Source organism: Chloroflexota bacterium (assembly GCA_040902225.1).
In the GTDB taxonomy this organism is placed as follows: domain Bacteria; phylum Chloroflexota; class Limnocylindria; order QHBO01; family QHBO01; genus CF-167.
Genome location: JBBDXT010000007.1, coordinates 528955 through 548667 on the forward strand (window position 1 = coordinate 528955; position 19713 = coordinate 548667).

The 19713-nt window shown below is 70.3% G+C and carries 17 protein-coding genes; 15 read left to right on the forward strand and 2 right to left on the reverse strand.

Translation table 11 applies throughout. From position 1 onward, the window contains the following. Nucleotides 1–66: 66 nt before the first annotated feature. From WEB29_11370 to guaA, 4 genes are all read left to right on the forward strand, one after another. The gene (locus WEB29_11370) at nt 67–1389 is read left to right on the forward strand and encodes an adenylosuccinate synthase (protein MEX2137530.1); all 1323 of its coding nucleotides are present in this window, start codon (nt 67–69) and stop codon (nt 1387–1389) included. 7 nt (nt 1390–1396) lie between these two features. Next, nucleotides 1397–1957, forward strand: coding sequence for a hypothetical protein (locus tag WEB29_11375; protein MEX2137531.1), 561 nt, complete (start codon nt 1397–1399; stop codon nt 1955–1957). Between the two features lie 43 nt (nt 1958–2000). After that, complete coding sequence (locus tag WEB29_11380) at nt 2001–3167, forward strand: GuaB3 family IMP dehydrogenase-related protein (GenBank protein MEX2137532.1); 1167 nt, start codon at nt 2001–2003, stop codon at nt 3165–3167. A gap of 198 nt (nt 3168–3365) precedes the next feature. Next, nucleotides 3366–4886: a glutamine-hydrolyzing GMP synthase gene (guaA, locus tag WEB29_11385; GenBank protein ID MEX2137533.1), complete on the forward strand. Its 1521-nt coding sequence runs from the start codon at nt 3366–3368 to the stop codon at nt 4884–4886. 7 nt (nt 4887–4893) lie between these two features. Here the strand turns inward: guaA and WEB29_11390 are convergent, their stop codons facing one another. Continuing rightward, a complete protein-coding gene (locus WEB29_11390; GenBank protein ID MEX2137534.1) occupies nt 4894–5157 on the reverse strand; it encodes a hypothetical protein in 264 nt (87 codons plus the stop codon). A 71-nt stretch (nt 5158–5228) separates the two neighbouring features. On the opposite strand from WEB29_11390, the gene WEB29_11395 reads away from it, so the two are divergent. From WEB29_11395 to purL, 11 genes are read left to right on the forward strand one after another with little or no spacing between them, the layout of a single operon-like run. Beyond that, nucleotides 5229–8186, forward strand: coding sequence for a UPF0182 family protein (locus WEB29_11395; protein MEX2137535.1), 2958 nt, complete (start codon nt 5229–5231; stop codon nt 8184–8186). 5 nt (nt 8187–8191) lie between these two features. Next, entirely contained in the window at nt 8192–9463 is a 1272-nt protein-coding gene (purD, locus tag WEB29_11400; GenBank protein ID MEX2137536.1) for a phosphoribosylamine--glycine ligase, read from the forward strand. A gap of 37 nt (nt 9464–9500) precedes the next feature. Next, nucleotides 9501–9992, forward strand: a complete 492-nt coding sequence (purE, locus tag WEB29_11405; GenBank protein MEX2137537.1) for a 5-(carboxyamino)imidazole ribonucleotide mutase — start codon at nt 9501–9503, stop codon at nt 9990–9992. Then, a complete protein-coding gene (gene purB / locus WEB29_11410; GenBank protein MEX2137538.1) occupies nt 9989–11308 on the forward strand; it encodes an adenylosuccinate lyase in 1320 nt (439 codons plus the stop codon). Before purE ends, purB begins: the two co-directional genes overlap by 4 nt. Beyond that, the gene (locus tag WEB29_11415; protein MEX2137539.1) at nt 11305–12225 is read left to right on the forward strand and encodes a hypothetical protein; all 921 of its coding nucleotides are present in this window, start codon (nt 11305–11307) and stop codon (nt 12223–12225) included. Before purB ends, WEB29_11415 begins: the two co-directional genes overlap by 4 nt. After that, nucleotides 12186–12731, forward strand: coding sequence for an MgtC/SapB family protein (locus WEB29_11420; GenBank protein MEX2137540.1), 546 nt, complete (start codon nt 12186–12188; stop codon nt 12729–12731). The genes WEB29_11415 and WEB29_11420 overlap by 40 nt, the downstream gene beginning before the upstream one ends. Continuing rightward, nucleotides 12728–13627, forward strand: a complete 900-nt coding sequence (locus WEB29_11425) for a phosphoribosylaminoimidazolesuccinocarboxamide synthase (GenBank protein MEX2137541.1) — start codon at nt 12728–12730, stop codon at nt 13625–13627. Before WEB29_11420 ends, WEB29_11425 begins: the two co-directional genes overlap by 4 nt. Further along, complete coding sequence (gene purS, locus WEB29_11430; protein MEX2137542.1) at nt 13627–13905, forward strand: phosphoribosylformylglycinamidine synthase subunit PurS; 279 nt, start codon at nt 13627–13629, stop codon at nt 13903–13905. The genes WEB29_11425 and purS overlap by 1 nt, the downstream gene beginning before the upstream one ends. Continuing rightward, nucleotides 13902–14630 (forward strand): phosphoribosylformylglycinamidine synthase subunit PurQ, encoded by a 729-nt coding sequence (gene purQ / locus WEB29_11435; protein MEX2137543.1) that lies wholly within the window; start codon nt 13902–13904, stop codon nt 14628–14630. Before purS ends, purQ begins: the two co-directional genes overlap by 4 nt. Before the next feature lie 42 nt (nt 14631–14672). Further along, nucleotides 14673–15653: a zinc ribbon domain-containing protein gene (locus WEB29_11440; protein MEX2137544.1), complete on the forward strand. Its 981-nt coding sequence runs from the start codon at nt 14673–14675 to the stop codon at nt 15651–15653. Beyond that, the gene (gene purL, locus WEB29_11445; protein ID MEX2137545.1) at nt 15641–17908 is read left to right on the forward strand and encodes a phosphoribosylformylglycinamidine synthase subunit PurL; all 2268 of its coding nucleotides are present in this window, start codon (nt 15641–15643) and stop codon (nt 17906–17908) included. The genes WEB29_11440 and purL overlap by 13 nt, the downstream gene beginning before the upstream one ends. Here purL and WEB29_11450 read toward each other — a convergent pair. Further along, complete coding sequence (locus WEB29_11450) at nt 17905–19563, reverse strand: diguanylate cyclase (GenBank protein ID MEX2137546.1); 1659 nt, start codon at nt 19561–19563, stop codon at nt 17905–17907. The two genes, purL and WEB29_11450, sit on opposite strands and share 4 nt — an antisense overlap. Nucleotides 19564–19713: the final 150 nt, after the last annotated feature.

Consider the following 19713-nt stretch of genomic DNA (forward strand, 5'->3'; position numbering starts at 1 on the left):
CATCCCCACCCGCCGGCCGGCGCTACGATGCGTCGTCTCCCAAGCATTTGAGGTCTGTGCCTGCCCATGGCCGTAATAGCCGTCGTCGGCGCCCAGTGGGGCGACGAGGGGAAGGGCCGCGTGGTCGACTACCTCGCCACCGATGCCGACCTGGTGATCCGCTACGGCGGCGGCAACAACGCCGGTCACACGGTGGTGAACCCGCACGGCCACTTCAAACTGCACCTGATCCCTTCCGGCATCTTCTACCCGGCGACCCGCAACCTGCTGGGCGGGGGCGTGGTGATCAATCCCCCGGCGCTGGTCCGCGAGCTCGACGGCCTTGCCGCGGCGGGCTTCGACGGCGCCAATCTCTTCATCAGCGAGCGAGCCCACCTGGTGATGCCCTACCACGTGCTGCTCGACCAGCTCGAGGAGCGTGAGCGCGGCACGGCGAAGCTGGGGACGACCAGCCGAGGCATCGGTCCGGCCTACGTCGACAAGGTGGCCCGCCGCGGCATCCGGGTGGTCGACCTGATGGAGCCCGATGATTTCCGGGCGCAGCTTCACTCCGCGCTGAAGCGAATACGACGCATCGTCACCGGTTACTTCGGGGCGGGTGGTGATGGCGACGAGCTGCTCCCCGCCATCGACGAGGCGACCGATGAAGATCGCATCGCCACCGAATACCTGGCCGCGGCGGAACGGCTGCGACCGCATGTCGTGGACGGCCAGGAGCTGGTCGACGGCGCGCTGGTGGATGGGCAGCGCATCCTGCTCGAGGGCCAGCTCGGCACCATGCGTGACATCGACTGGGGGACCTATCCCTACGTCACCTCCTCGTCCCCGATCCCCGGTGGCGCGTCGATCGGGGCGGGCCTGCCCGCAGTGGCGATTGACAAGGTGATCGGCGTCGCCAAGGCCTACACCACGGCCGTGGGCGCGGGACCGCTGCCGACCGAGATGCTCGATGCGGAGGGGGAGGGACTGCGCGAGCGCGGCGTCGAGTACGGCACCTCGACGGGGCGTCCGCGGCGGTGTGGCTGGTACGACGCCGTGACGGTGCGGTTCAGCGTGCGGCTGGCCGGCTACTCGAGCATCGCCCTGACCAAGCTGGACGTGCTCGACGGATCCGACCGGATCAGGGTCTGCGTCGCCTATCGCGATCCGGAGACGGGAGCGGAATGGAAGACGGTGCCCGCCTCGACATCGGTCTACCAGCGGTTGGAGCCCGTGTACGAGGACCTTGCCGGATGGGAGGCCGATACGACCGGCTGCCGCGAGTTCGGTGAGCTGCCACCGGCGGCACGCGCCTACGTCGAGCGGCTCGAGGGGCTGGCTGGCGTGCCGATCGGGCTCGTCTCCGTCGGCCCCGAGCGGGACCAGATGATCGTCCGCGGAGCCGGGTAGGGAGCAGATGACCGCGGCCCTCGGTCGGCTGGCTGCGGGCTGCGCCGGCGTCGCAATGCTGACGGCCTGCGCGGCGGCCCTCGAACACCCTGCCCCGCAGGGGCCTTCGTTTGAGAATGATGACTTCCGATTCGTCGCGCCGACCGGTTGGAACATCCAGCCCTCGACAGCCGGGCCATCCGCTGAAGGCGGCATCGTGCTGTATGTGGCGAATCAAGCGTTGCGCGACGACTGCTCAGGAGCGGCGTCCGCGATCACCTGCCAATTGCCGATTGACGGCGAACTGCATCGCGGGGGGATCCTCGTCACGTGGGTCCGCCACGCGTGCGTGGCAAAGGGCTGCGACCTGCCTCCGGCACAGCTCATCGCCATCGGGAATCGACAGGGCGTCAGGGTGCCCGCAACGCAGGGATGTGAGGGCACGGGTAACACCGATGGATCGGTCTACTACGTCACGGTCACTCCCCAGCGGGTGGACGGCCTATTCGTCTGCGAGCGCGACCCGAGCGACGCGACGCGCTCCGCCCTCCTCGGCTTCATCGACGCGATCCAGTGGCGGATCCCCTGAGGTCTCGGCCCTATACTCGCCCGACACCCCGCGGAGGCCGTCGTTGATCGACCCGGCAATCATCTCCCCCGACGCGACCTCCACCCGGCTGCGACGCGCATACGGATTCGACGAGGTGGCGCTGGTGCCGGGTGCCATCACGGTCGACCCCGCCGAGGTCGACCTCACCACCGAGATCGGGGGACATCGGCTCCAGATCCCGTTCATCGCCTCGGCCATGGACGCCGTCGCTGATGCCGATTTCGCCGCCCGCATGAGCCTTCACGGTGGCCTCGCCTTCATCAACCTGGAGGGCCTCTACACCCGATACGCGGACGCCGGCCCGATCATCGAGCGGGTCGCCGCGGCGGACTCGAACCAGCAGGCGGCCGAGCTTCTTGCGGGGGCATACGCCGCCCCCGTGCGCGACGACCTGATCACGGCGCTCATCACTCGTGTCCGGGCCCAGGGCGGCGGCGCGGCAGTGGCCACCACCCCCGGCTCGGCCTGGCACCACGCCGAGGTCGCCGCCGAGGCGGGCGCGGAGCTCTTCCTCGTCCAGTCGCAGGTCTCGAGCGCCCAGCACATCTCGGCCGGCGGCCGGGTGTTGTCGCTCTCCGACCTGACCGGAGCGCTCAAGATCCCGGTCCTGGTCGGCAACACGGTGAGTGGCGAGGCCGCCTATCAGTTGATGCACCAGGGAGCGGCCGCGATCCTGGTCGGCGTCGGGCCGGGAGCCGCCTGCACGACTCGCGAGGTGCTCGGCATCGGTGTGCCGCAGGTCAGCGCCACCCTTGAGGTTGCGGCGGCGCGCGATCGATACCAGCAGGAGACGGGCCGCTACGTCCCGGTGGTCACCGACGGTGGCATGAAGACCGGCGGCGATATCGCCAAGGCGATTGCGAGCGGAGCCGATGCGGTGATGCTCGGCTCACCCTTTGCGGCGGCGCTCGAGGCGCCCGGCCTCGGCTTCAACTGGGGCATGGCGGCGCCGTCGCCGACGCTGCCGCGCGGGACCCGGATCAAGATCGGCGAGCGGCTGCCGCTGGAGCAGATCCTGTTCGGACCGGCGCACACCACGCACGGCACGCAGAACCTGGTCGGGGCGCTTCGCCAGTCGATGGCAGCACTGGGCGCGCGCACGATCCACGAGATGCACAGCGTCGAGATGGTCATCGCCCCGTCAATCGCCACGGAGGGCAAGTCATGGCAGCTCGCCGCCAAGGAGTGAGCTAGGGAGGGGTCATTGCCGGACGAGCCATCAACACCGCCGACCCGGGGGCGGACCGTCCACGGCGAGGCGGCGAACGCGGGCCACCGGGTCCTCGCCCCTGACGACGCCGAGGTCGAGGCGTACCTCGAGCAGGCGCTCCACGCGCCGCCTCCGGAGCGCGCCGAAGAGGTTCCGTCCGAGCCGGACACCGTCGTCATCCTCGACTTCGGGAGCCAGTTCGCCCAGCTGATCGCCCGCCGCGTGCGGGAGCTTCACGTCTACAGTGAGCTGCTCCCGCATGACACGGCGTGGGCGGAGATCGAGCGCCGCAGTCCGAAGGCCATCATCCTCTCCGGCGGTCCCTCATCGGTCTATGACGAGGGTGCACCGCAACCGGATCCGGCATTGTGGGGAGGCGGGATACCGGTCCTCGGCATCTGTTACGGGCTGCAGCTGATGGCCCAGCAGCTCGGCGGCGAGGTGGCGCCCAGCACCAAGCGTGAGTACGGGCCGGCATCGGTCCAGATCACGACCGAGGACGGGCTGTTCCGCGGCCTCGACCGGCAACAGCCGGTCTGGATGAGCCACGGAGACCAGATCGTCCGCCCGCCGACCGGCTTCGTGACCACCGCCCAGACGGAGACGAGCGCCTTCGCGGGCCTGGCCGATCCGACCCGCAACCTGTACGGGATCCAATTCCACCCCGAGGTGGTGCACACCCCGGCGGGGCGAGAGATCCTGCGCAACTTCGTGATCGAGATCGCCGGCGCGCGGCCGACGTGGACGCCGGCGAGCTTCGTCGAGACGACCGTCGCCGGGATCCGCGAACGGGTGGGTGACGGCAAAGTGATCTGCGCGCTCTCCGGCGGCGTCGACTCCGCGGTGGCGGCCACCCTGGTGCAGCAGGCGATCGGCGACCAGCTGACCTGCATCTACGTCGACCACGGCCTGATGCGCAAGCGAGAGTCGGAGCTGCTGCGAGCGACCTTCGCCGAGAACCTTGGCATGAAGCTGGTGATGGTCGACGCGCGGGAGCGGTTCCTGCGGCGCCTGGCCGGCGTGGAGGATCCGGAGGAGAAGCGGCGCATCATCGGCGACGAGTTCATCCGGGTCTTCGAGGAGGAGGCGGCCAGACTCGGGCAGATCGACTTCCTGACCCAGGGCACCCTCTACCCCGATGTCATCGAGTCGAAGACCGCCGAGACGAAGACGGCAGCCAAGATCAAGACGCATCACAACGTCGGCGGCCTGCCGGCCGACCTGCGCTTCAGCCTGATCGAGCCGCTGCGCTACCTCTTCAAGGACGAGGTGCGGAATGTGGGGGTGGAGCTCGGCCTGCCCGAGGCGATGGTCCTGCGGCAGCCGTTCCCGGGCCCTGGCCTCGCCATCCGGATCATCGGCGAGGTGACCGCCGATCGGCTTGAGACGCTGCGCGAGGCGGACTGGATCGTGATCGACGAGATCAAGGCCGCCGGGCTGTATCGGTCCCTGTGGCAGTCCTTCGCGATCCTGACCCCGGTGCGATCGGTCGGCGTGATGGGTGACGGACGAACCTACGCAAACGTGGTCGCCATCCGCGCCGTGACCAGCGACGACGGCATGACCGCCGATTGGGCACGCCTCCCCTACGACCTGCTGGCGAGGATCAGCTCGCGGATCGTGAACGAGGTGGCCGGCGTCAACCGAGTCGTCTACGACATCAGCAGCAAGCCGCCGGCCACCATCGAATGGGAGTGAGTCCGGGCTAATCGTCCGGGCCGTTGGCGCAGTTCGCGCCGCCCTGGTCCTCGGTTGGGCCCTGGCCGGGCACGCCGACCGGCGGCAGCGGGATCGTCTGCGCCGTGTTGTGCGACAGGCCGAACCTCACTTTGCCGTTCGTGTCGGATGGTTCTCCCGCGACGTCGGCGGAGCAGAGGGTGGACGGCAGGCCACCGTGATGGAAGCCCAGGACTGTGCCGGGGAGGGCGAGGGATCCGAGCAGCAGGGCGAGGATGAGAAGACGCTTCATGGGGTCACTCCAGGTGGGGTCTTGTGCTCGCAAATACGGTCTCGGTTACACCCGGCTACGATGCGGAGCACATGTCCAGCTGGTTCGACAAGCTTCTGGAGGAACTGCAGCGCCGCCAGGCTGAGGAGGATGCCCGCCGCGAGGGCCGGCCGATTCCCCCATCCGGGCCGCGACGCACCGGCGGCAACGGCGGTGACCAGGGCAACGGGCACGACCGGTCCGCCGGTGACGATGAGCCCGCTCCGTTCCGGCCCGGCCGACCGCGCGTCCTTCGACCGCGCGGAGACGGGCGAGGGCCGCGCTGGGGACTGTGGATCGGCGTCGCGGTGGTCGCCTTCGTAGTGTTCGGCTTCCTGGGCGGCATCGTGAACCTGATCACCGACCTGATGTGGTACGACGCCCTGGGTCGGACCAGCGTGCTGACCACCCGTCTGTGGTCGCAGGTCGGCCTCTTCGTGGTCGGCTTCCTGGCGTTCGCGCTGCCGGCCATTGCCAGCATCCTGCTCGCCCGCCGGATTGCGCCGCAGGTGCCGGTCCGCCGCATCGGACAGTTCGAGATCCCGGACGTGTCGCGCGCGGTCACGCTGGGGCTGATCGGGCTGGCGCTGCTGCTGGCGCTCCTGTCGGGGACCGCCTGGAGCGGCAGCTGGGAGACGGTCCTGCTCTTTGCCAACGGCGGCGACTTTGGAAGCGTGGACCCGAACTTCGGGCGCGACATCGGCTTCTACATCTTCGACCTGCCGTTCTGGCGCTTCCTGCAGGGCTGGGGCATCGCCAGCCTGATCGGCATCCTGCTGCTCAGCCTGGGAGCCTACGCGGCTGGTGCCATGCGCTGGCAGTTCCGGCTCACCACTTCGGTGCGGGCGCACCTCTCGGTCCTCGGCGCGCTGCTACTGATCCTGATCGCGGCCGGCTACCAGCTCGACATCCCTGAGCTCTCCTACTCGCCGAGCGGGTACGACGCGATCCAGGCCGCCACCTACACCGACATGAACGCCCAGCTGCCGGCCTACGTGATCCTGACCTTCGTGGCGCTGGCGTCCGCGACGCTCCTGCTCCTGAACATCTGGTTCCGCACCCTGTGGGCGCTGGTCCTCGCCGGCGGCGCCTGGTTCGGGCTCTCGATCCTGGTCGGCGCGCTCTTCCCCGCCTACGTGCAGAACTTCCAGGTCAACCCGAATGAGCTGGACGTCGAGCGACCGTACATCGCCAAGCACCTGGCCTCGACGCGCGCTGCCTTCGACCTGGACACGATCGAGCAGCGCAGCTTCACCGGTGAGCAGGCGCTCACCGAAGCCGTCTTCCAGCAGGACGCGGCCACCATCGACAACCTGCGCCTGTGGGACTACCGGCCGCTGCTGACGACCTTCGGCCAGGACCAGATCCTGCGTCGCTACTACGACTTCCTCGATGTCGACATCGACCGCTACACGATCGACGGGGATCAGCGCCAGATCATGCTGAGCGCGCGAGAGCTGGACATCGAAAAGCTGGCGACTGACGCCCGGACGTGGACCAACGAACGGCTGGTCTACACGCACGGCTACGGGATCACCGCGGTGCCGGTCGACGGGGTCACCAGCCAGGGCCAGCCCGACTACCTGGTCAGCGGCATCAACCGCGAGGCGCGTCTGCCGGTGGAGCAACCGCGCATCTATTTCGGCGAGGCGACCGACACCTACGTCATCACCGGGACCGACACCGAGGAGTTCGACTACCCGCTCGGCGAGTCATCCGACCAGGGAGCCACCACCGTATGGAACGGAACGACCGGCGTGGCGATCGACAACCTGATCAGCCGCGCACTGTTCGCGATGCGCTTCGGCGACCTGAACATGCTGATCAGCACCCAGCTGACGGCCGAGTCGCAGATCCTCTTCCGGCGGGCCATCGACGAGCGCGTGCCGGAGCTCGCCCCCTTCCTCGCCTACGACCACGACCCATACATCGTCAGCGCGGCGGATCGGCTCCTGTGGGTCTGGGATGCCTACACCCTGACCGACCGCTACCCCAATGCCCAGCCACTGGGTGCGGACGGCCCGTTCCCGGGGGCCAACTACATCCGCAACAGCGTCAAGGTGGTGATGGACGCCTATGACGGCAGCGTCCGCTTCTTCATCACCGACCCTGATGAGCCGATCATCGCCGCCTGGGCCAAGATCTTTCCGGGCTTGTTCGAGCCCCAGTCGGCGATGCCGGAGGAGCTCGAGGCACACCTGCGCTATCCCGAGCAGCTGTTCATCGCCCAGAACCAGATCTATCGCCTGTACCACCTGCCGGCGACCGATAACGGCGCCTCAGTCTTCTACAACCAGGACGACCGCTGGGCAATCCCCGAGGACGTGGTGGCCAAGGGGGTGCCGATGGAGCCCTATTACGTGATCATGCGCATCCCGGGCGAGGACGAGGCCGAGTTCGTCCTCATCCAGCCGCTGGTCCCCGAGGAGCGTCCGAACATGATCGCCTGGACGGCGGCGCGCATGGACCCCGGCGTCTACGGCGAGCGCATCGCGTTCCACTTCCCGAACGACACATCGACCGATGGCCCGGCGCTGGTCGAGGCGCGGATCGACCAGGACGACGCGATCGCAGCGCAGTTCGGCATATGGCAGCGGTCCGACTCGTCCGTGATCCGCGGCAACCTGCTGGTGCTGCCCATCGGCGAGGACGGCCTGGTGTACGTGGAGCCGATCTTCCTCCAGGCCGAGGGGGCGCCCTTCCCGGAGTTCGTGCGGCTGATCATGGTCAGCAACGACCGGGTCGCCTTTGCCGAGGACCTCCAGGGCGCGATTGAGCAGGTCCTGGGCGAGGCGCTCCCGCCGCCGCCCGACGGCAATGGCGGCCTGCCGGAAGACGTTGCCGGATTGGTCGCAGAGGCGAGCCGGTTGTATGGGGAGGCACAGGACGCACTGGCCGCCGGTGACCTGGGCACCTACCAGGCGAGGCTCAACGAACTCGAGCCGATTCTTCAGCGACTCGCCGAATTGACCGGTGCCTCCGTGGAGCCTTCGCCCAGCCCGTCTCCCTAAGCGGCGTGGACGTCCTCGTACTCGGCTCTGGGGCGCGCGAACACGCCCTTGCCTGGCGGCTGGCGCGCGACGAAGGGGTCGAGCGATTGCGGATCGCGCCGGGCAACGGGGGCACACCGGCCGTGGCCGGTACGGTTCAAGACCTGGACATCCTGGATCCGGCGGCGGTCGCCCGTCACGCTGCCCGTGAGCGCTACGACCTGGTGGTGATCGGCCCGGAGGCGCCGCTGGCGGCCGGCGTCGCCGACGCGTTGCGGCAGGCCTCGGTCCCGGTCTTCGGGCCATCTCGTGCCGCCGCGCGCCTCGAGTCGAGCAAGGCGTTCGCCAAGGAGCAGCTGCGCCGGGCCGATATTCCGACCGCTGCCAGCGCCATCTTCGATGACCTTGGCGAGGCCCTCGCCTACCTGCGAGCGTCTGACGCGCCTCCGGTGGTCAAGGCCGATTGGCTGGCCGCCGGCAAGGGCGTGGTGGTTCCCGACAGCCACGAGGACGCGGAGCAAGCGATCCGCGAGCTGATCGGCGACGCGCCCCAGGGCGCCCGGGTGCTGCTCGAGGAACGCCTGAGCGGGCGAGAGGTCTCGGTCTTCGCGCTGGTGAGCGACGAGTCGGTCGTCCCGCTCGGTGCGGCATGCGATTACAAGCGCCTGCGTGACGGGGACGAGGGGCCGAACACCGGCGGGATGGGCGCCTACACGCCAGTCCCGTGGTTCGGAACGGCAGAGACGGACCAGGCCGTGGCGACCATCTTCGAACCGATCGCCTGGCGCATGGCCCGCGACGGGACACCCTACCGTGGGGTCCTGTACGCGGGGCTGATGCTGACCGACGCGGGCCCGATGGTGCTGGAGTTCAACGCACGCTTCGGCGATCCCGAGGCACAGGCTCTCCTTCCGCTGCTGGACGGGAACCTGGCCACGGCGCTCCTGGGCGTGGCGGTCGGCGACCGTCGGGCGATGGAGGGCTCATTGGCCACCCGACCGGGAGCCGCCGCGGCGGTGGTCGTCGCCTCGGAAGGGTACCCGGAGTCGCCCGTCGTCGGGCGCCCGCTGACTGGAGGCGAGCCATCGGGGCCGGACGACGCTGGCCCCATCCTGCGATTTCATGCCGGCACCGCCACCGCGCGGTCGGGGTACACCTCGTCGGGCGGGCGCGCACTCACCGTGGTCGGCCTCGGTCCGGACCTCGGAACAGCTCGGGATGAGGCGTACCGGGGCGTCGCCGGCATCGGTCTGGCTGGGAGCCAGCACCGGACGGACATCGCCCTACGCGAGCTCTAGTCCGTCGGCCGCTCGCCCGCGGGATATCCTAGGACCGATGACCTCCAAGCCCATGGTCGCCGTCATCTGCGGCTCCCGATCCGACCTGCCGGCCCTCAAAGGCTGCTTCGATGTCCTGGATGACTATGCGATCGCATGGGAGGCGAGCGTCATCAGCGCTCATCGCCAACCGCAGGCGCTCGCCGGCTACGTTCGGGACGCGGAGGCGCGCGGGGTGCGCATCTTCGTGGGTGCCGCCGGGATGGCCGCGCACCTGCCCGGCGTGCTCGCCTCGCTGACCGCGAGACCGGTGATCGGCGTGCCGCTCGACGCGGGCGCGCTCGGTGGTGCCGACGCGCTGTACAGCGTGGTCCAGATGCCGCCCGGCGTCCCGGTTGCAGCGGTCGCCATCGGCTCCGGTGGGGCGAAGAATGCAGCGCACCTGGCGGCGCGCATCCTGGCGCTCGGCGATGCCGCCCTCGCCACGCAGGTGGATGGGGTGCGCGCAAAGCTGGCGGATGCGGCCGAGCTGGATATCGATCCCAGATGATCGACCGGTATGCGCTGCCGGAGCTGCGGGAGCTCTTCTCGGAGCAGCACAAGCTGGACCTCTGGTTGCGGATCGAGCTGCTGGCGGTGGAGGCGAGGCACGCCGCCGGCCTCGTGCCGGACGACGACTGGGAGCGAATCAGCGCCTCCGCCGGGAGCATCGACGGGGCACGGGCCCACGAGATCGAGCAGGAGTCGCAGCACGACGTGATCGCCTTTCTGCGATCGGTCACCGAGCGGCTGGGCCCGGAGGGGCGCTGGCTGCATTTCGGTTTGACCAGCTCCGACGTCCTGGACACTGCCACCGCGGTCGTGCTGCGCGACGCGACCCGCTTCGTGGAGGAGGAGCTGCGCAAGCTGGCAGAGCTGCTGGGCGGGATGGCGCTCGAGCATCGGTCCACCCCGATGGTCGGTCGCAGCCACGGCATCCATGCCGAGCCGATCACCTTCGGATTCAAGGCGGCCGGCTGGCTGGCCGAGGTGCAGCGCGACCAGGCGCGGCTGACGCGCGCACGGGAGGGGATCGCGGTCGGCAAGATCTCCGGCGCGGTGGGCACGCATGCCCATGTCGGCGCCGACGTGGAGGAGTTCGTGTGCCGCTCGCTGGGGCTCGGCGTCGACCCCGCCTCGACCCAGGTGGTGAGCCGCGATCGGCATGCCGAGCTGCTGACGGCGCTGGCCATCCTGGGTGGGACGCTGGAACGGATGGCGGTCGAGGTCCGGCACCTGCAGCGCACGGAAGTGGCCGAGGCGTTCGAGCCGTTCGGCGCCGGCCAGCAGGGGAGCAGCGCGATGCCCCACAAGCGCAATCCGGTGATCGCCGAGCGGATCAGCGGCCTGGCCCGCCTGCTGCGAGCTGACGCGCTGGTCGGCCTCGAGAACATGGCCCTGTGGCATGAGCGCGACATCAGCCACTCCAGCGCCGAGCGCTTTGTCTTCGAACGAGCCCTTGGCGTCGCCGGCTACGCCACCCGATCCATGACCGGGCTGCTCGGCGGCCTGGAGATCGACGCGGGCCGGATGGCGCGCAACCTCGACCTCCTGGGGGGGATGGTCCACTCCGAGGCGCTCCTGCTGGCCATGATCGCCAAGGGGGCCGACCGCCAGGAGGCCTACCGCCTGGTGCAGGCGGCCGCCAGGCGCGCCTGGTCCGGAGAGAGCAGCTTCCGCGCGGCGCTGGGTGCGGATGCGGAGGTCGGGCGGTGGCTCTCCACCGACGAAGTGGAGAAGGCCATGACCATGCAGCCGCACCTGGATGGCATCGAGGCGACCTATCGCGCACTGGGCCTGGCCGCGGTGGACGGGAACCGCGGATGAGCGGGCAAGCGAGGTGGGTCGGAAATGCGGCGGTCGCAGCGCGCGTGGCCGCGGATCGCGGGGAGCTGTGGCTGCCCGGGGCGCTGGGCGCCCTCACCTACCTCGCCTGGCTGCCGCTGGTGCTCACCGTTGCCGCTCCCCCGCGGACCAGCGATATCGCCTTCCTGGGGGCCGGCCTCATCGGCTCGGAGCTCTTTCCGCTCAACCTGATCCTGATCGCCGCGCTCGCGGCGCTGGGTGTCCTGATCGCCTGCCTGCTCGCGGCCTTTGCCGAGGTGGCCCTTCTGCGCGCGCAGGGCCTAGGTACGCCTGATCGCTCGATGACGCGGGAGCTCGAGGTTGCCCTCAGCGTGACGCTGCTGGCGGTGCTGCCTGCGGTGGCGGTGGGCGCTGCGCTGGTCAGCGGTGCCGCGGCGGTTGCGCCCGCCGAGTTCGGGGCGCCCGACCTGGGGGCGCCCCTGGCGCTGCGCATCGCCCTCCGCCTCGCACCGCTGCTGGCGGCGTTCGCCCTCGTTGCATGGCTCGGACAGGCCTTCGGCGCGGTGGCGCTGCGAAAGGCCGTCGGCCCGGGTGCCATGCCGGTCGGCGACGCGCTGAAGTCAGCCGGGCGAGACCTGTTCCGCCGACCGATGCGCCTGCTTGGGCTGGCGCTGACCTCATTCCTGGCCGACCTCCTGGCGGTCGCCCTTGCGGTCGCGTTGCTGCGCGTCCTGTGGGCGCCCATCAGCGTCGAGCTTGCAGGTGGGCAGCTGGTCAGCCCTGCGGCGCTCCTGCTGCTGGTAGGCTTCGTGGCGATCTGGCTGGCCGTCACATTGGCCTTCGGAGCGCTGCATGTCCTGGTCTCGACGTGGTGGTCGCTCGAGGTCGGAACGTCCGGATGGGAGGCCCGGCCAGAGGCGCAGGAGGCACAGCGCTGATCCCCGAACTCGGCTTCCGTCTCGAACTCGAGCTGGTGGGACGCATGGCGGTCGGCCTGGTCCTGGGGGCGGTGATCGGCTTCGAGCGCGAGCTGCACCACCAGCCTGCGGGGTTCCGGACCCATTCGCTGGTGGCGGTCGGATCGGCCCTCTTCACCATCGTCTCGGCCTACGGGTTCGCCGGATCCGCGGTCGACCCGACCCGCATCGCCGCCCAGATCGTGTCCGGGATCGGCTTCATCGGGGCGGGCACCATCCTCCAGCACCGCGGCAGCGTTCGCGGCCTGACCACCGCCGCATCGCTCTGGTCGGTGGCGGCCGTGGGCATGGCGGCCGGGGCGGGGATGCTGGCCATCGCGACGGTGGGCACGCTCCTGATCCTGGTGGTCCTCTCGCTCCTCGACCGCATCGAGGAATTCGCTCGGCGGCGCCTGGGGATCCGAGCCGAATCGCCTGAGTCGATTGACGAGCGGTCGGCCGACGGCCGAACCCAGGACCTGCCATGACGCTCACGGAGTCGGTGATCCCGGGGCTGACCCTGCTCCATCGCGGCAAGGTGCGGGAGACGTACGCCGTCGGCGAGGATCGTCTGCTGCTGGTGGCGACCGATCGCCTCTCCGCCTTCGACGTGGTCTTCGAGCAACCGATCCCCGACAAGGGGAGGCTCCTGACGGCGCTCTCGGCGTTCTGGTTCAGGCAGCTCGAATCCCTTGGCCCGACCCACTTTCTGTCGACCGATGCGGACCAGCTGCCGCCCGCCGCCTGCGGCCCGGAGCTGGCAGGTCGCGTCACCCTGGCGCGGCGCGCACAACGGATCGATGCCGAATGCGTCGTGCGCGGCTACCTGGCGGGGTCGGGCTGGGCCGAGTACCGGGCCAGCGGCGAGGTGGGAGGACATCGGTTGCCAGGGGGTCTGCGCGAGGCCGATCAGCTGCCCGAGCCGATCTTCACGCCCTCGACCAAGGCAGAGGTCGGGCATGACGAGAACATCACCCGCCAGCGGCTGGCCGAGATGGTGGGCGCCGAGCTCGCCCGCGAGCTGGAAGAGCGGTCGCTGGCCCTGTATCGCGCCGGCGCCACGCGGGCGGCCGAGGTGGGGCTGATCCTGGCCGACACGAAATTCGAATTCGGCTGGATCGATGGTGCCGTGGCGCTCATCGACGAGCTGCTGACGCCGGACTCGTCGCGCTTCTGGGATGCGGGACTCTATCAGCCGGGCTCCAGCCCGCCGTCGTTCGACAAGCAATACGTGCGCGATTTCGTGGCCGGATCAGGCTGGAACCGCGAGCCGCCAGCCCCCCGCCTGCCGGACGAGGTGATCGACGGGACGCGGGAGCGCTACGCCACGGCCTACGAGCGGCTGACCGGCGAGACGTGGCGCCCGGGGGAGGGATCGGCCTGATGCGCTGGCTGGCGGAGGTCCATGTCCGGCTGCGGCCGGGGATCGCTGACCCGGAGGGACAGACCATCGCCGGCGGGCTGCGCTCGCTCGGCTTCGAGGATGTGGCTGAGGTGCGCGCCGGCAAGCTGCTCCGAGTCATGTTTGAGGCTGCTGACCGCGCGAGCGCGGAGGCGGCCGTGGCGCAGATGTGCAGCCGGCTGCTCGCCAATCCGGTCATGGAGACGGCCGACTGGGAGCTGACCGTCGACGAGTCCGTGGCGGTGGGCATCGAATCGTGAGTCGCGCGCCGCGCGTCGCCGTCCTCGTCTTTCCGGGGACCTGGAGCGACCGCGACTTCGCGCACGTCGCCGGCCTCGTCGGCTGGGACGCGCGGATGGTGTGGCACACCGAGGTCGACCTCGGCGACGCGGATGCGGTCGTGCTTCCGGGCGGCTTCGCCCACGGCGACCATCTGCGGACCGGGGCGATCGCTCGCTTCTCCCCGGTGATGCCCGCGGTCGAGGCCTTCGCCGCGGCAGGTGGGGCCGTCCTTGGCTCCTGCAACGGCTTCCAGATCCTCACCGAGGCCGGGATCCTGCCGGGGGTCCTGCTGCGGAACGACCACCTGCAGTTCCGCTGCGACTGGCAGCCGCTGCGGGTCGAGGGGGCCACCGGTCCCTGGCTCGGCGAGCTGCACGCGGGCGAGACGATCCGCCTGCCGATCTCGCACGGTGAGGGTCGCTACTACGCCGAGGCGCCGGTCCTCGACGAGCTCGAGGCGACGGGTCGTGTCGTGCTGCGCTATGCCGATGGGGACGGGACCGTGACCCCCGACGGCAACCCCAATGGCTCGCTGCGATCGATCGCCGGGATCGTCAACGAGCGCGGCAACGTGCTCGGCCTGATGCCCCACCCGGAGCGCGCGGCCGAGGCCGAGGTGGGCGGAACCGACGGTCTCCGGATCCTGCGCGCTCTCGACGCGTGGCTGGTCATGCAGCCGGCAGCGGCGGAGCGTCGGCTATGATTCGATGCCTCCGAAGCGGTCCTGATGGAGGTCCATCGCCCGATGCAGGATGATGAGCGGGACCACCGCGACGCAGCGGCCGAGCAGCCCGCTGAGCCCGCTGAGCCGCCCCCGCCCGCTGAGCCGGCCGAGCTGGCCACGGAGGCGGCCGATCAGCCGGGTGAGCCGGTAGCGGAAGCGCAGCCAGGCCTGGCGCCGAGTGAGGCCGAGGCATGGGTCGTCCCACCACCACAGACCCCTTCCAATCCCGACGTGATCCCCGCGCATCCCGTGCCGGCGACGCCGCTCAGCGAGGGGACGGTCTGCCCGCGTTGCGGCACCGACAACCGGCCAGGGATCGCCTTCTGCCGCGCCTGCGGCCAGCGCCTGATGGCCCCGGGCGCTCCCGCCGCGGTTGAGCGCCCCACTCCTCCGGAGGGGACGCAGGCCTGCCCTCGCTGCGGAACCCACAATCGCGCCGGCGTCGCCTTCTGCCAGAACTGCGGCGCGAACCTCCGACCCGCCGACGCAGCGGCCGAGCCCGCACCGACCACGGCTCCGACCCCCGAGGCCCCGCGGCGGGCCATCCTCGGCCCGATCGTGCTCCTGATCGGGGCGGCTGGCCTGCTGATGGGCTGGCTGCTCCCCTTTGCATTCGGAGGCGCGTCGCTCTGGGACCGCTCGTATGGTGCGCCGGGCGGTTACGGCATCGGCTTCTGGCAGGGCTACCCCGACGGCCAGATCAGCGAGACCGCCTACTTCGGGCTGGCAGCTCCCGTCCCGATCCTGGTCGGGCTCCTGGTGATTCTGGCCGGGGCCGGACTGCTGCGGGCCGCGCCCGGCAGGGTTCAGCGCATCGCCGTGCTGGTGGCGCTCGCCTGGGGGCTGGGACTGGTTGCCCTCTTCCTGGTGGTCGAGCTGCTCGGCGGACCGGGCGGCGACATGGTCCAGGTCCTCCGCGCCCTGTCGCCGGGCGGGATCATCTTCCTGCTGGCCGGACTGATCGTCGCCATCGGCACCCTGACCCGCCTGTGGCGAGCCTGACGGTCGAGGGCGAGCCGCAGCGCGTGAGCATCGCAGCGCCCGTGGAGCGCCACGGGCTGACCGAGGCCGAATACGGGCTGGTGGTCAATGCGCTCGGCCGCGAGCCGAACCCGGTCGAGCTCGGCATGTTCGGCGCCATGTGGAGCGAGCACTGCGCCTACAAGCACTCTCGGCCCCTGCTGAGCGGCCTGCCGTCAGGTGGCGAGCGGGTGCTCGTCGGCCCGGGTGAGAACGCCGGCGTCCTCGACATCGGCGATGGGCTGGCGGTCGTCTTCAAGGTCGAGTCGCACAACCACCCCAGCGCGGTGGAGCCCTACCAGGGCGCGGCGACCGGGGTGGGCGGCATCATCCGCGACATCTTCACGATGGGGGCGCGTCCGATCGCCCTCCTCAACTCGCTCCGCTTCGGTCCGCTCGCCCCAGCCGAGGACGCCAGCCTGCGCACCGATGAGGCGGCTGCCACCCGGAACCGCTACCTCCTGGGTGGGGTCGTGGCCGGGATCGCCGGCTACGGCAACTGCATCGGCATCCCCGATGTCGGCGGAGAGATCGGCTTCGATGCCTCCTACAACGGCAACCCGCTTGTGAACGCGATGTGCGTGGGGATCGCGCGACACGAGGAGATCACCCTGGCCCGGGCGGCCGGCCCGGGCAACGCGCTGCTCCTGGTGGGAGCCTCGACCGGCAGGGATGGAATCCAGGGAGCGAGCTTCGCATCAGCCACGCTCGGGGAGGATCGGGACGAGCGCCGGCCGGCGGTCCAGGTCGGGAACCCATTCCTGGAGAAGCTGCTGATGGAGGCCTGCCTAAAGCTTTCCTCCTCCGATTCGGTCGTGGCGATGCAGGATCTCGGGGCGGCCGGCCTGACCTGCGCGCTGGCCGAGCTGTCGGCGCGCGGTGGCTGCGGCGCCGAGGTGGACCTGGACCTGGTCCAGCGCCGGGAGCCGGGGATGACGCCGTACGAGGTCCTGCTGAGCGAGTCGCAGGAACGGATGCTCCTGGTCGTCCGGGCCGGGGACGAGGCGTCCGTCCAGGCGGTCTTCGAGCCATACGACCTCCACGCGGTGGTCATCGGTCGGGTCATCGGCGAGCCCGTGGTCCGCGCCGTGGCCGGTGGCGGCCTGGTGTGTGAGGTGCCCGGTCGCGCCCTGGCCGACGACGCCCCGCGCTACACGCCACCGGCAGCTCCAGCTTTCAACCTGGCGCTGCGCCGGGCTGAACGGCTCGACGAGCTGGCCGCCGAGATCCCAACCGCCGACACCCTGCTCGAGCTGGTGGCGAGTCCCAACGCGCGCAGCCGGAAGCCGATCTGGCAGCGCTACGACCACATGAACGGGACGAACACGCTGGTCGGACCGGGGGCCGGCGACGCGGCACTCCTCCGCGTCAAGGGCACGCGCCGCGCGATCGCGCTGTCGCTGGATGGGCCTGGGCGCATCGGTGCGCTTGACCCGCGACTTGCCGGGATCGCCGCCGTGGTCGAGGGTGCGCTGAACGTCGCCTGCAGTGGCGCGACTCCGATCGGGATCACCAACTGCCTCAACTTCGCCTCGCCGGAGCGACCCGACGGCTACTGGGAGCTTGCCGAGGCGGTGGCAGGCATGGCCGAGGCGTGCGTTGCGCTTGGGCTGCCCATCGTGTCGGGCAACGTCAGCCTCTACAACGAGACGCCAGACGGACCGATCCTGCCCACCCCCGTCATAGGCACGGTGGGTCTGCTCGACGACCGGTCGCGCGCGATCCCGATGCGCTGGAGCGAGGGCGACGAGATCTGGCTGCTCGGCGCGCCGGCGTGGGACGCTTCGGCGCTCGCCGCGTCGGAGCTCGCCTGGCGGCGCGGCCGCTTTGGCGGGGCCCCCTCGCTCGACCTTGCCGCGGCGGTGAGGCTGGTGGCGCTGCTGAGGCATCTCGGCGCCCACGGCATGCTGGCCGGAGCGCACGACATATCGGTCGGGGGCCTGGGCGTGGCCATCACTCGGCTGGCGATCGCCTCGGGCGTGGGAGCCACGGTTGCGCTCCCGCCGGAAGCGGCGTCGCTGCCGACCGCCGGCCTGCTCGGGGAGCGGGGCGGCCGTGTGCTGGTGGCGGTGAATCCGGGGTCAGCGGGGGCCGTGGCCGGCGCGGCGAAGGCGGCGGGCGTTCCGGTCGGACGGCTCGGCACGGCCGAAGGTCTCAGCCTGAGCCTTGCGGTCGGCGGCGTGCGGCTGAACCTGGAGCTCGATCAGCTGCGGGCAGCCTGGAGCACGGCCTTCTAGGGACTCTGTTCCCTATATCCGGCCGGCGTCTCGGTAGCTTCGACCGGCGCGTCCGCAGGCCTGGCGCGGGGCGGGCGGACCCGTCGGCTGACGTTCGGGCGGCCGCCTGCATCGGTTGGCGGATTGAGCCGATGGAGCCCGTCGCGAGCCCGCTCATGCAGGTTGTAGACCTCCTGCAGGCCGTCGGGCGGCACCCCATCGGCGAAGACCTCACAGAACACGTCGACGACCTCGGGATCGAACTGGGTCCCTGCGTTGGCCCGCACTTCGGCGAGGGCGTGGGCGTGATCCCGCGCGTTGCGATAGGGTCGGTCTTGGATCATGGCGTGATACGCATCGGCGACCGCCACGATGCGGGCGCCGAGCGGGATCTCCTTGCCGCGCAGCCCGTGCGGATAGCCGCCACCGTTGAAGTGCTCGTGGTGATGGAGGACGGTGGGGACCGCCTCACGCAGCGATGACGCCTGCTCCAGGATCACCTGCCCGATGCGCGGGTGCTCGCCGATCGCCTGCCATTCGTGATCAGACAGGGAGCTCCGCTTGTCCAGGATCTCGAGCGGCACTGCCAGCTTCCCGAGATCGTGGAGGAGGCTGGCGATGCGAATCCGCTCGATCTCGTCCTGCGACAGTCCCATCTGGAGCGCCATCCCGGTCGCCAGCGTGGCGATCAGGTCGGACGGCTGCCCGCCATGCTGTGGCTGTGGCGCCAGGACCGATGCCAGCGCCTCCGCTGCCGTATCGCTGGCCCACTGGCCGATCGCCGTCGCGGCTGCGCGCCGCTCGGCCGAGATCGGTGCGCGGCGGACGGGGGCATTGTCATCGACCGCCCGATAGCGGTAGGTCCGGTTCCTGCCGAGTGACTTCGCGGCGTACATCGCCGCATCGGCCTGGTCGACCAGCCGATCGGCCTGCAGCTGCGACCCCACGTCGCCAGCTACGCCGATGCTGATGGTGACTTTCAGACCCTGGCCCGGGGCGGTGCTGAGAGGGTGGTCCATCACCAGCTGGCGCAGGTGCTCCGCCAGGACGGTCGCCTCCTCGGGGGTCGTCTCCGGCAGGATCAGCATGAACTCCTCGCCGCCATAGCGGCCGAAGAGGTCGCTGCCGCGGATGTTGTCGCCGATCAGGCTGGCGATCTCTTGCAGCACCGCGTCCCCGGTGTGGTGGCCGTAGGTGTCATTGATCGGCTTGAAGCGGTCGATGTCGATGAAGGCGACCGACAGCCACTTGTGATGGCGCGACGCTCGCTCGATCTCGGAGGCGAGAGTGGTGAGCAACGTCTCGCGGTTGACGACGCCCGTCAGGCGATCGTGGGCGGCACGCGCCTCGACCTGCACGAATGCGCCGCTGGCGGCATTGAAGGCGCGCGCCAGGCGTCGCTCCGCACGGGTGCCCGCCACGCGCAGCCGGACCGGTTGATCGCTGGTGAGGCTTGCCTCCAGGGCTGCGGCGACGTGACCCAGCCGGAGTCCGAAGTAGGTGTAGCAGGCGAGCGCGACGACTGTCGCGCCGGCTGCCCCTGCCAGGATGGTCAGCGCGCTGAAGGTGAAGCGCTGATGCGCGTCCGCGACGACCGCGACCGAGAAGCCAACCATCGCCAACAGGACGACGGGGATCGGAGCCATGAATCCGAGCGCCCTGATGAGTCGAAGCATCTGCCGTCCATTCGCGAGGGGTTGCCACCCTTGGTCGTCCGAGCATGGCCCTCCGCTGCATTGGCTGCCATGGGCTGATCGTCACCTCTCCGCCGAGCGATGCACGTCCGCGACCGGCTCAGCGCCCGAGAGCGGTGCGGTGCAGTACTG

What these genes read in the sequence shown, in the direction of transcription:
- WEB29_11370 (MEX2137530.1), top strand. Translation starts at nt 67, where the DNA reads ATGGCCGTAATAGCCGTCGTCGGCGCCCAGTGGGGCGACGAGGGGAAG.
- WEB29_11375 (MEX2137531.1), top strand. Translation starts at nt 1,397, where the DNA reads ATGACCGCGGCCCTCGGTCGGCTGGCTGCGGGCTGCGCCGGCGTCGCA.
- WEB29_11390 (MEX2137534.1), bottom strand. Translation starts at nt 5,157, where the DNA reads ATGAAGCGTCTTCTCATCCTCGCCCTGCTGCTCGGATCCCTCGCCCTC.
- WEB29_11395 (MEX2137535.1), top strand. Translation starts at nt 5,229, where the DNA reads ATGTCCAGCTGGTTCGACAAGCTTCTGGAGGAACTGCAGCGCCGCCAG.
- purE (MEX2137537.1), top strand. Translation starts at nt 9,501, where the DNA reads ATGACCTCCAAGCCCATGGTCGCCGTCATCTGCGGCTCCCGATCCGAC.
- purB (MEX2137538.1), top strand. Translation starts at nt 9,989, where the DNA reads ATGATCGACCGGTATGCGCTGCCGGAGCTGCGGGAGCTCTTCTCGGAG.
- WEB29_11415 (MEX2137539.1), top strand. Translation starts at nt 11,305, where the DNA reads ATGAGCGGGCAAGCGAGGTGGGTCGGAAATGCGGCGGTCGCAGCGCGC.
- WEB29_11420 (MEX2137540.1), top strand. Translation starts at nt 12,186, where the DNA reads ATGGGAGGCCCGGCCAGAGGCGCAGGAGGCACAGCGCTGATCCCCGAA.
- WEB29_11425 (MEX2137541.1), top strand. Translation starts at nt 12,728, where the DNA reads ATGACGCTCACGGAGTCGGTGATCCCGGGGCTGACCCTGCTCCATCGC.
- purS (MEX2137542.1), top strand. Translation starts at nt 13,627, where the DNA reads ATGCGCTGGCTGGCGGAGGTCCATGTCCGGCTGCGGCCGGGGATCGCT.
- WEB29_11440 (MEX2137544.1), top strand. Translation starts at nt 14,673, where the DNA reads ATGCAGGATGATGAGCGGGACCACCGCGACGCAGCGGCCGAGCAGCCC.
- WEB29_11450 (MEX2137546.1), bottom strand. Translation starts at nt 19,563, where the DNA reads ATGCTTCGACTCATCAGGGCGCTCGGATTCATGGCTCCGATCCCCGTC.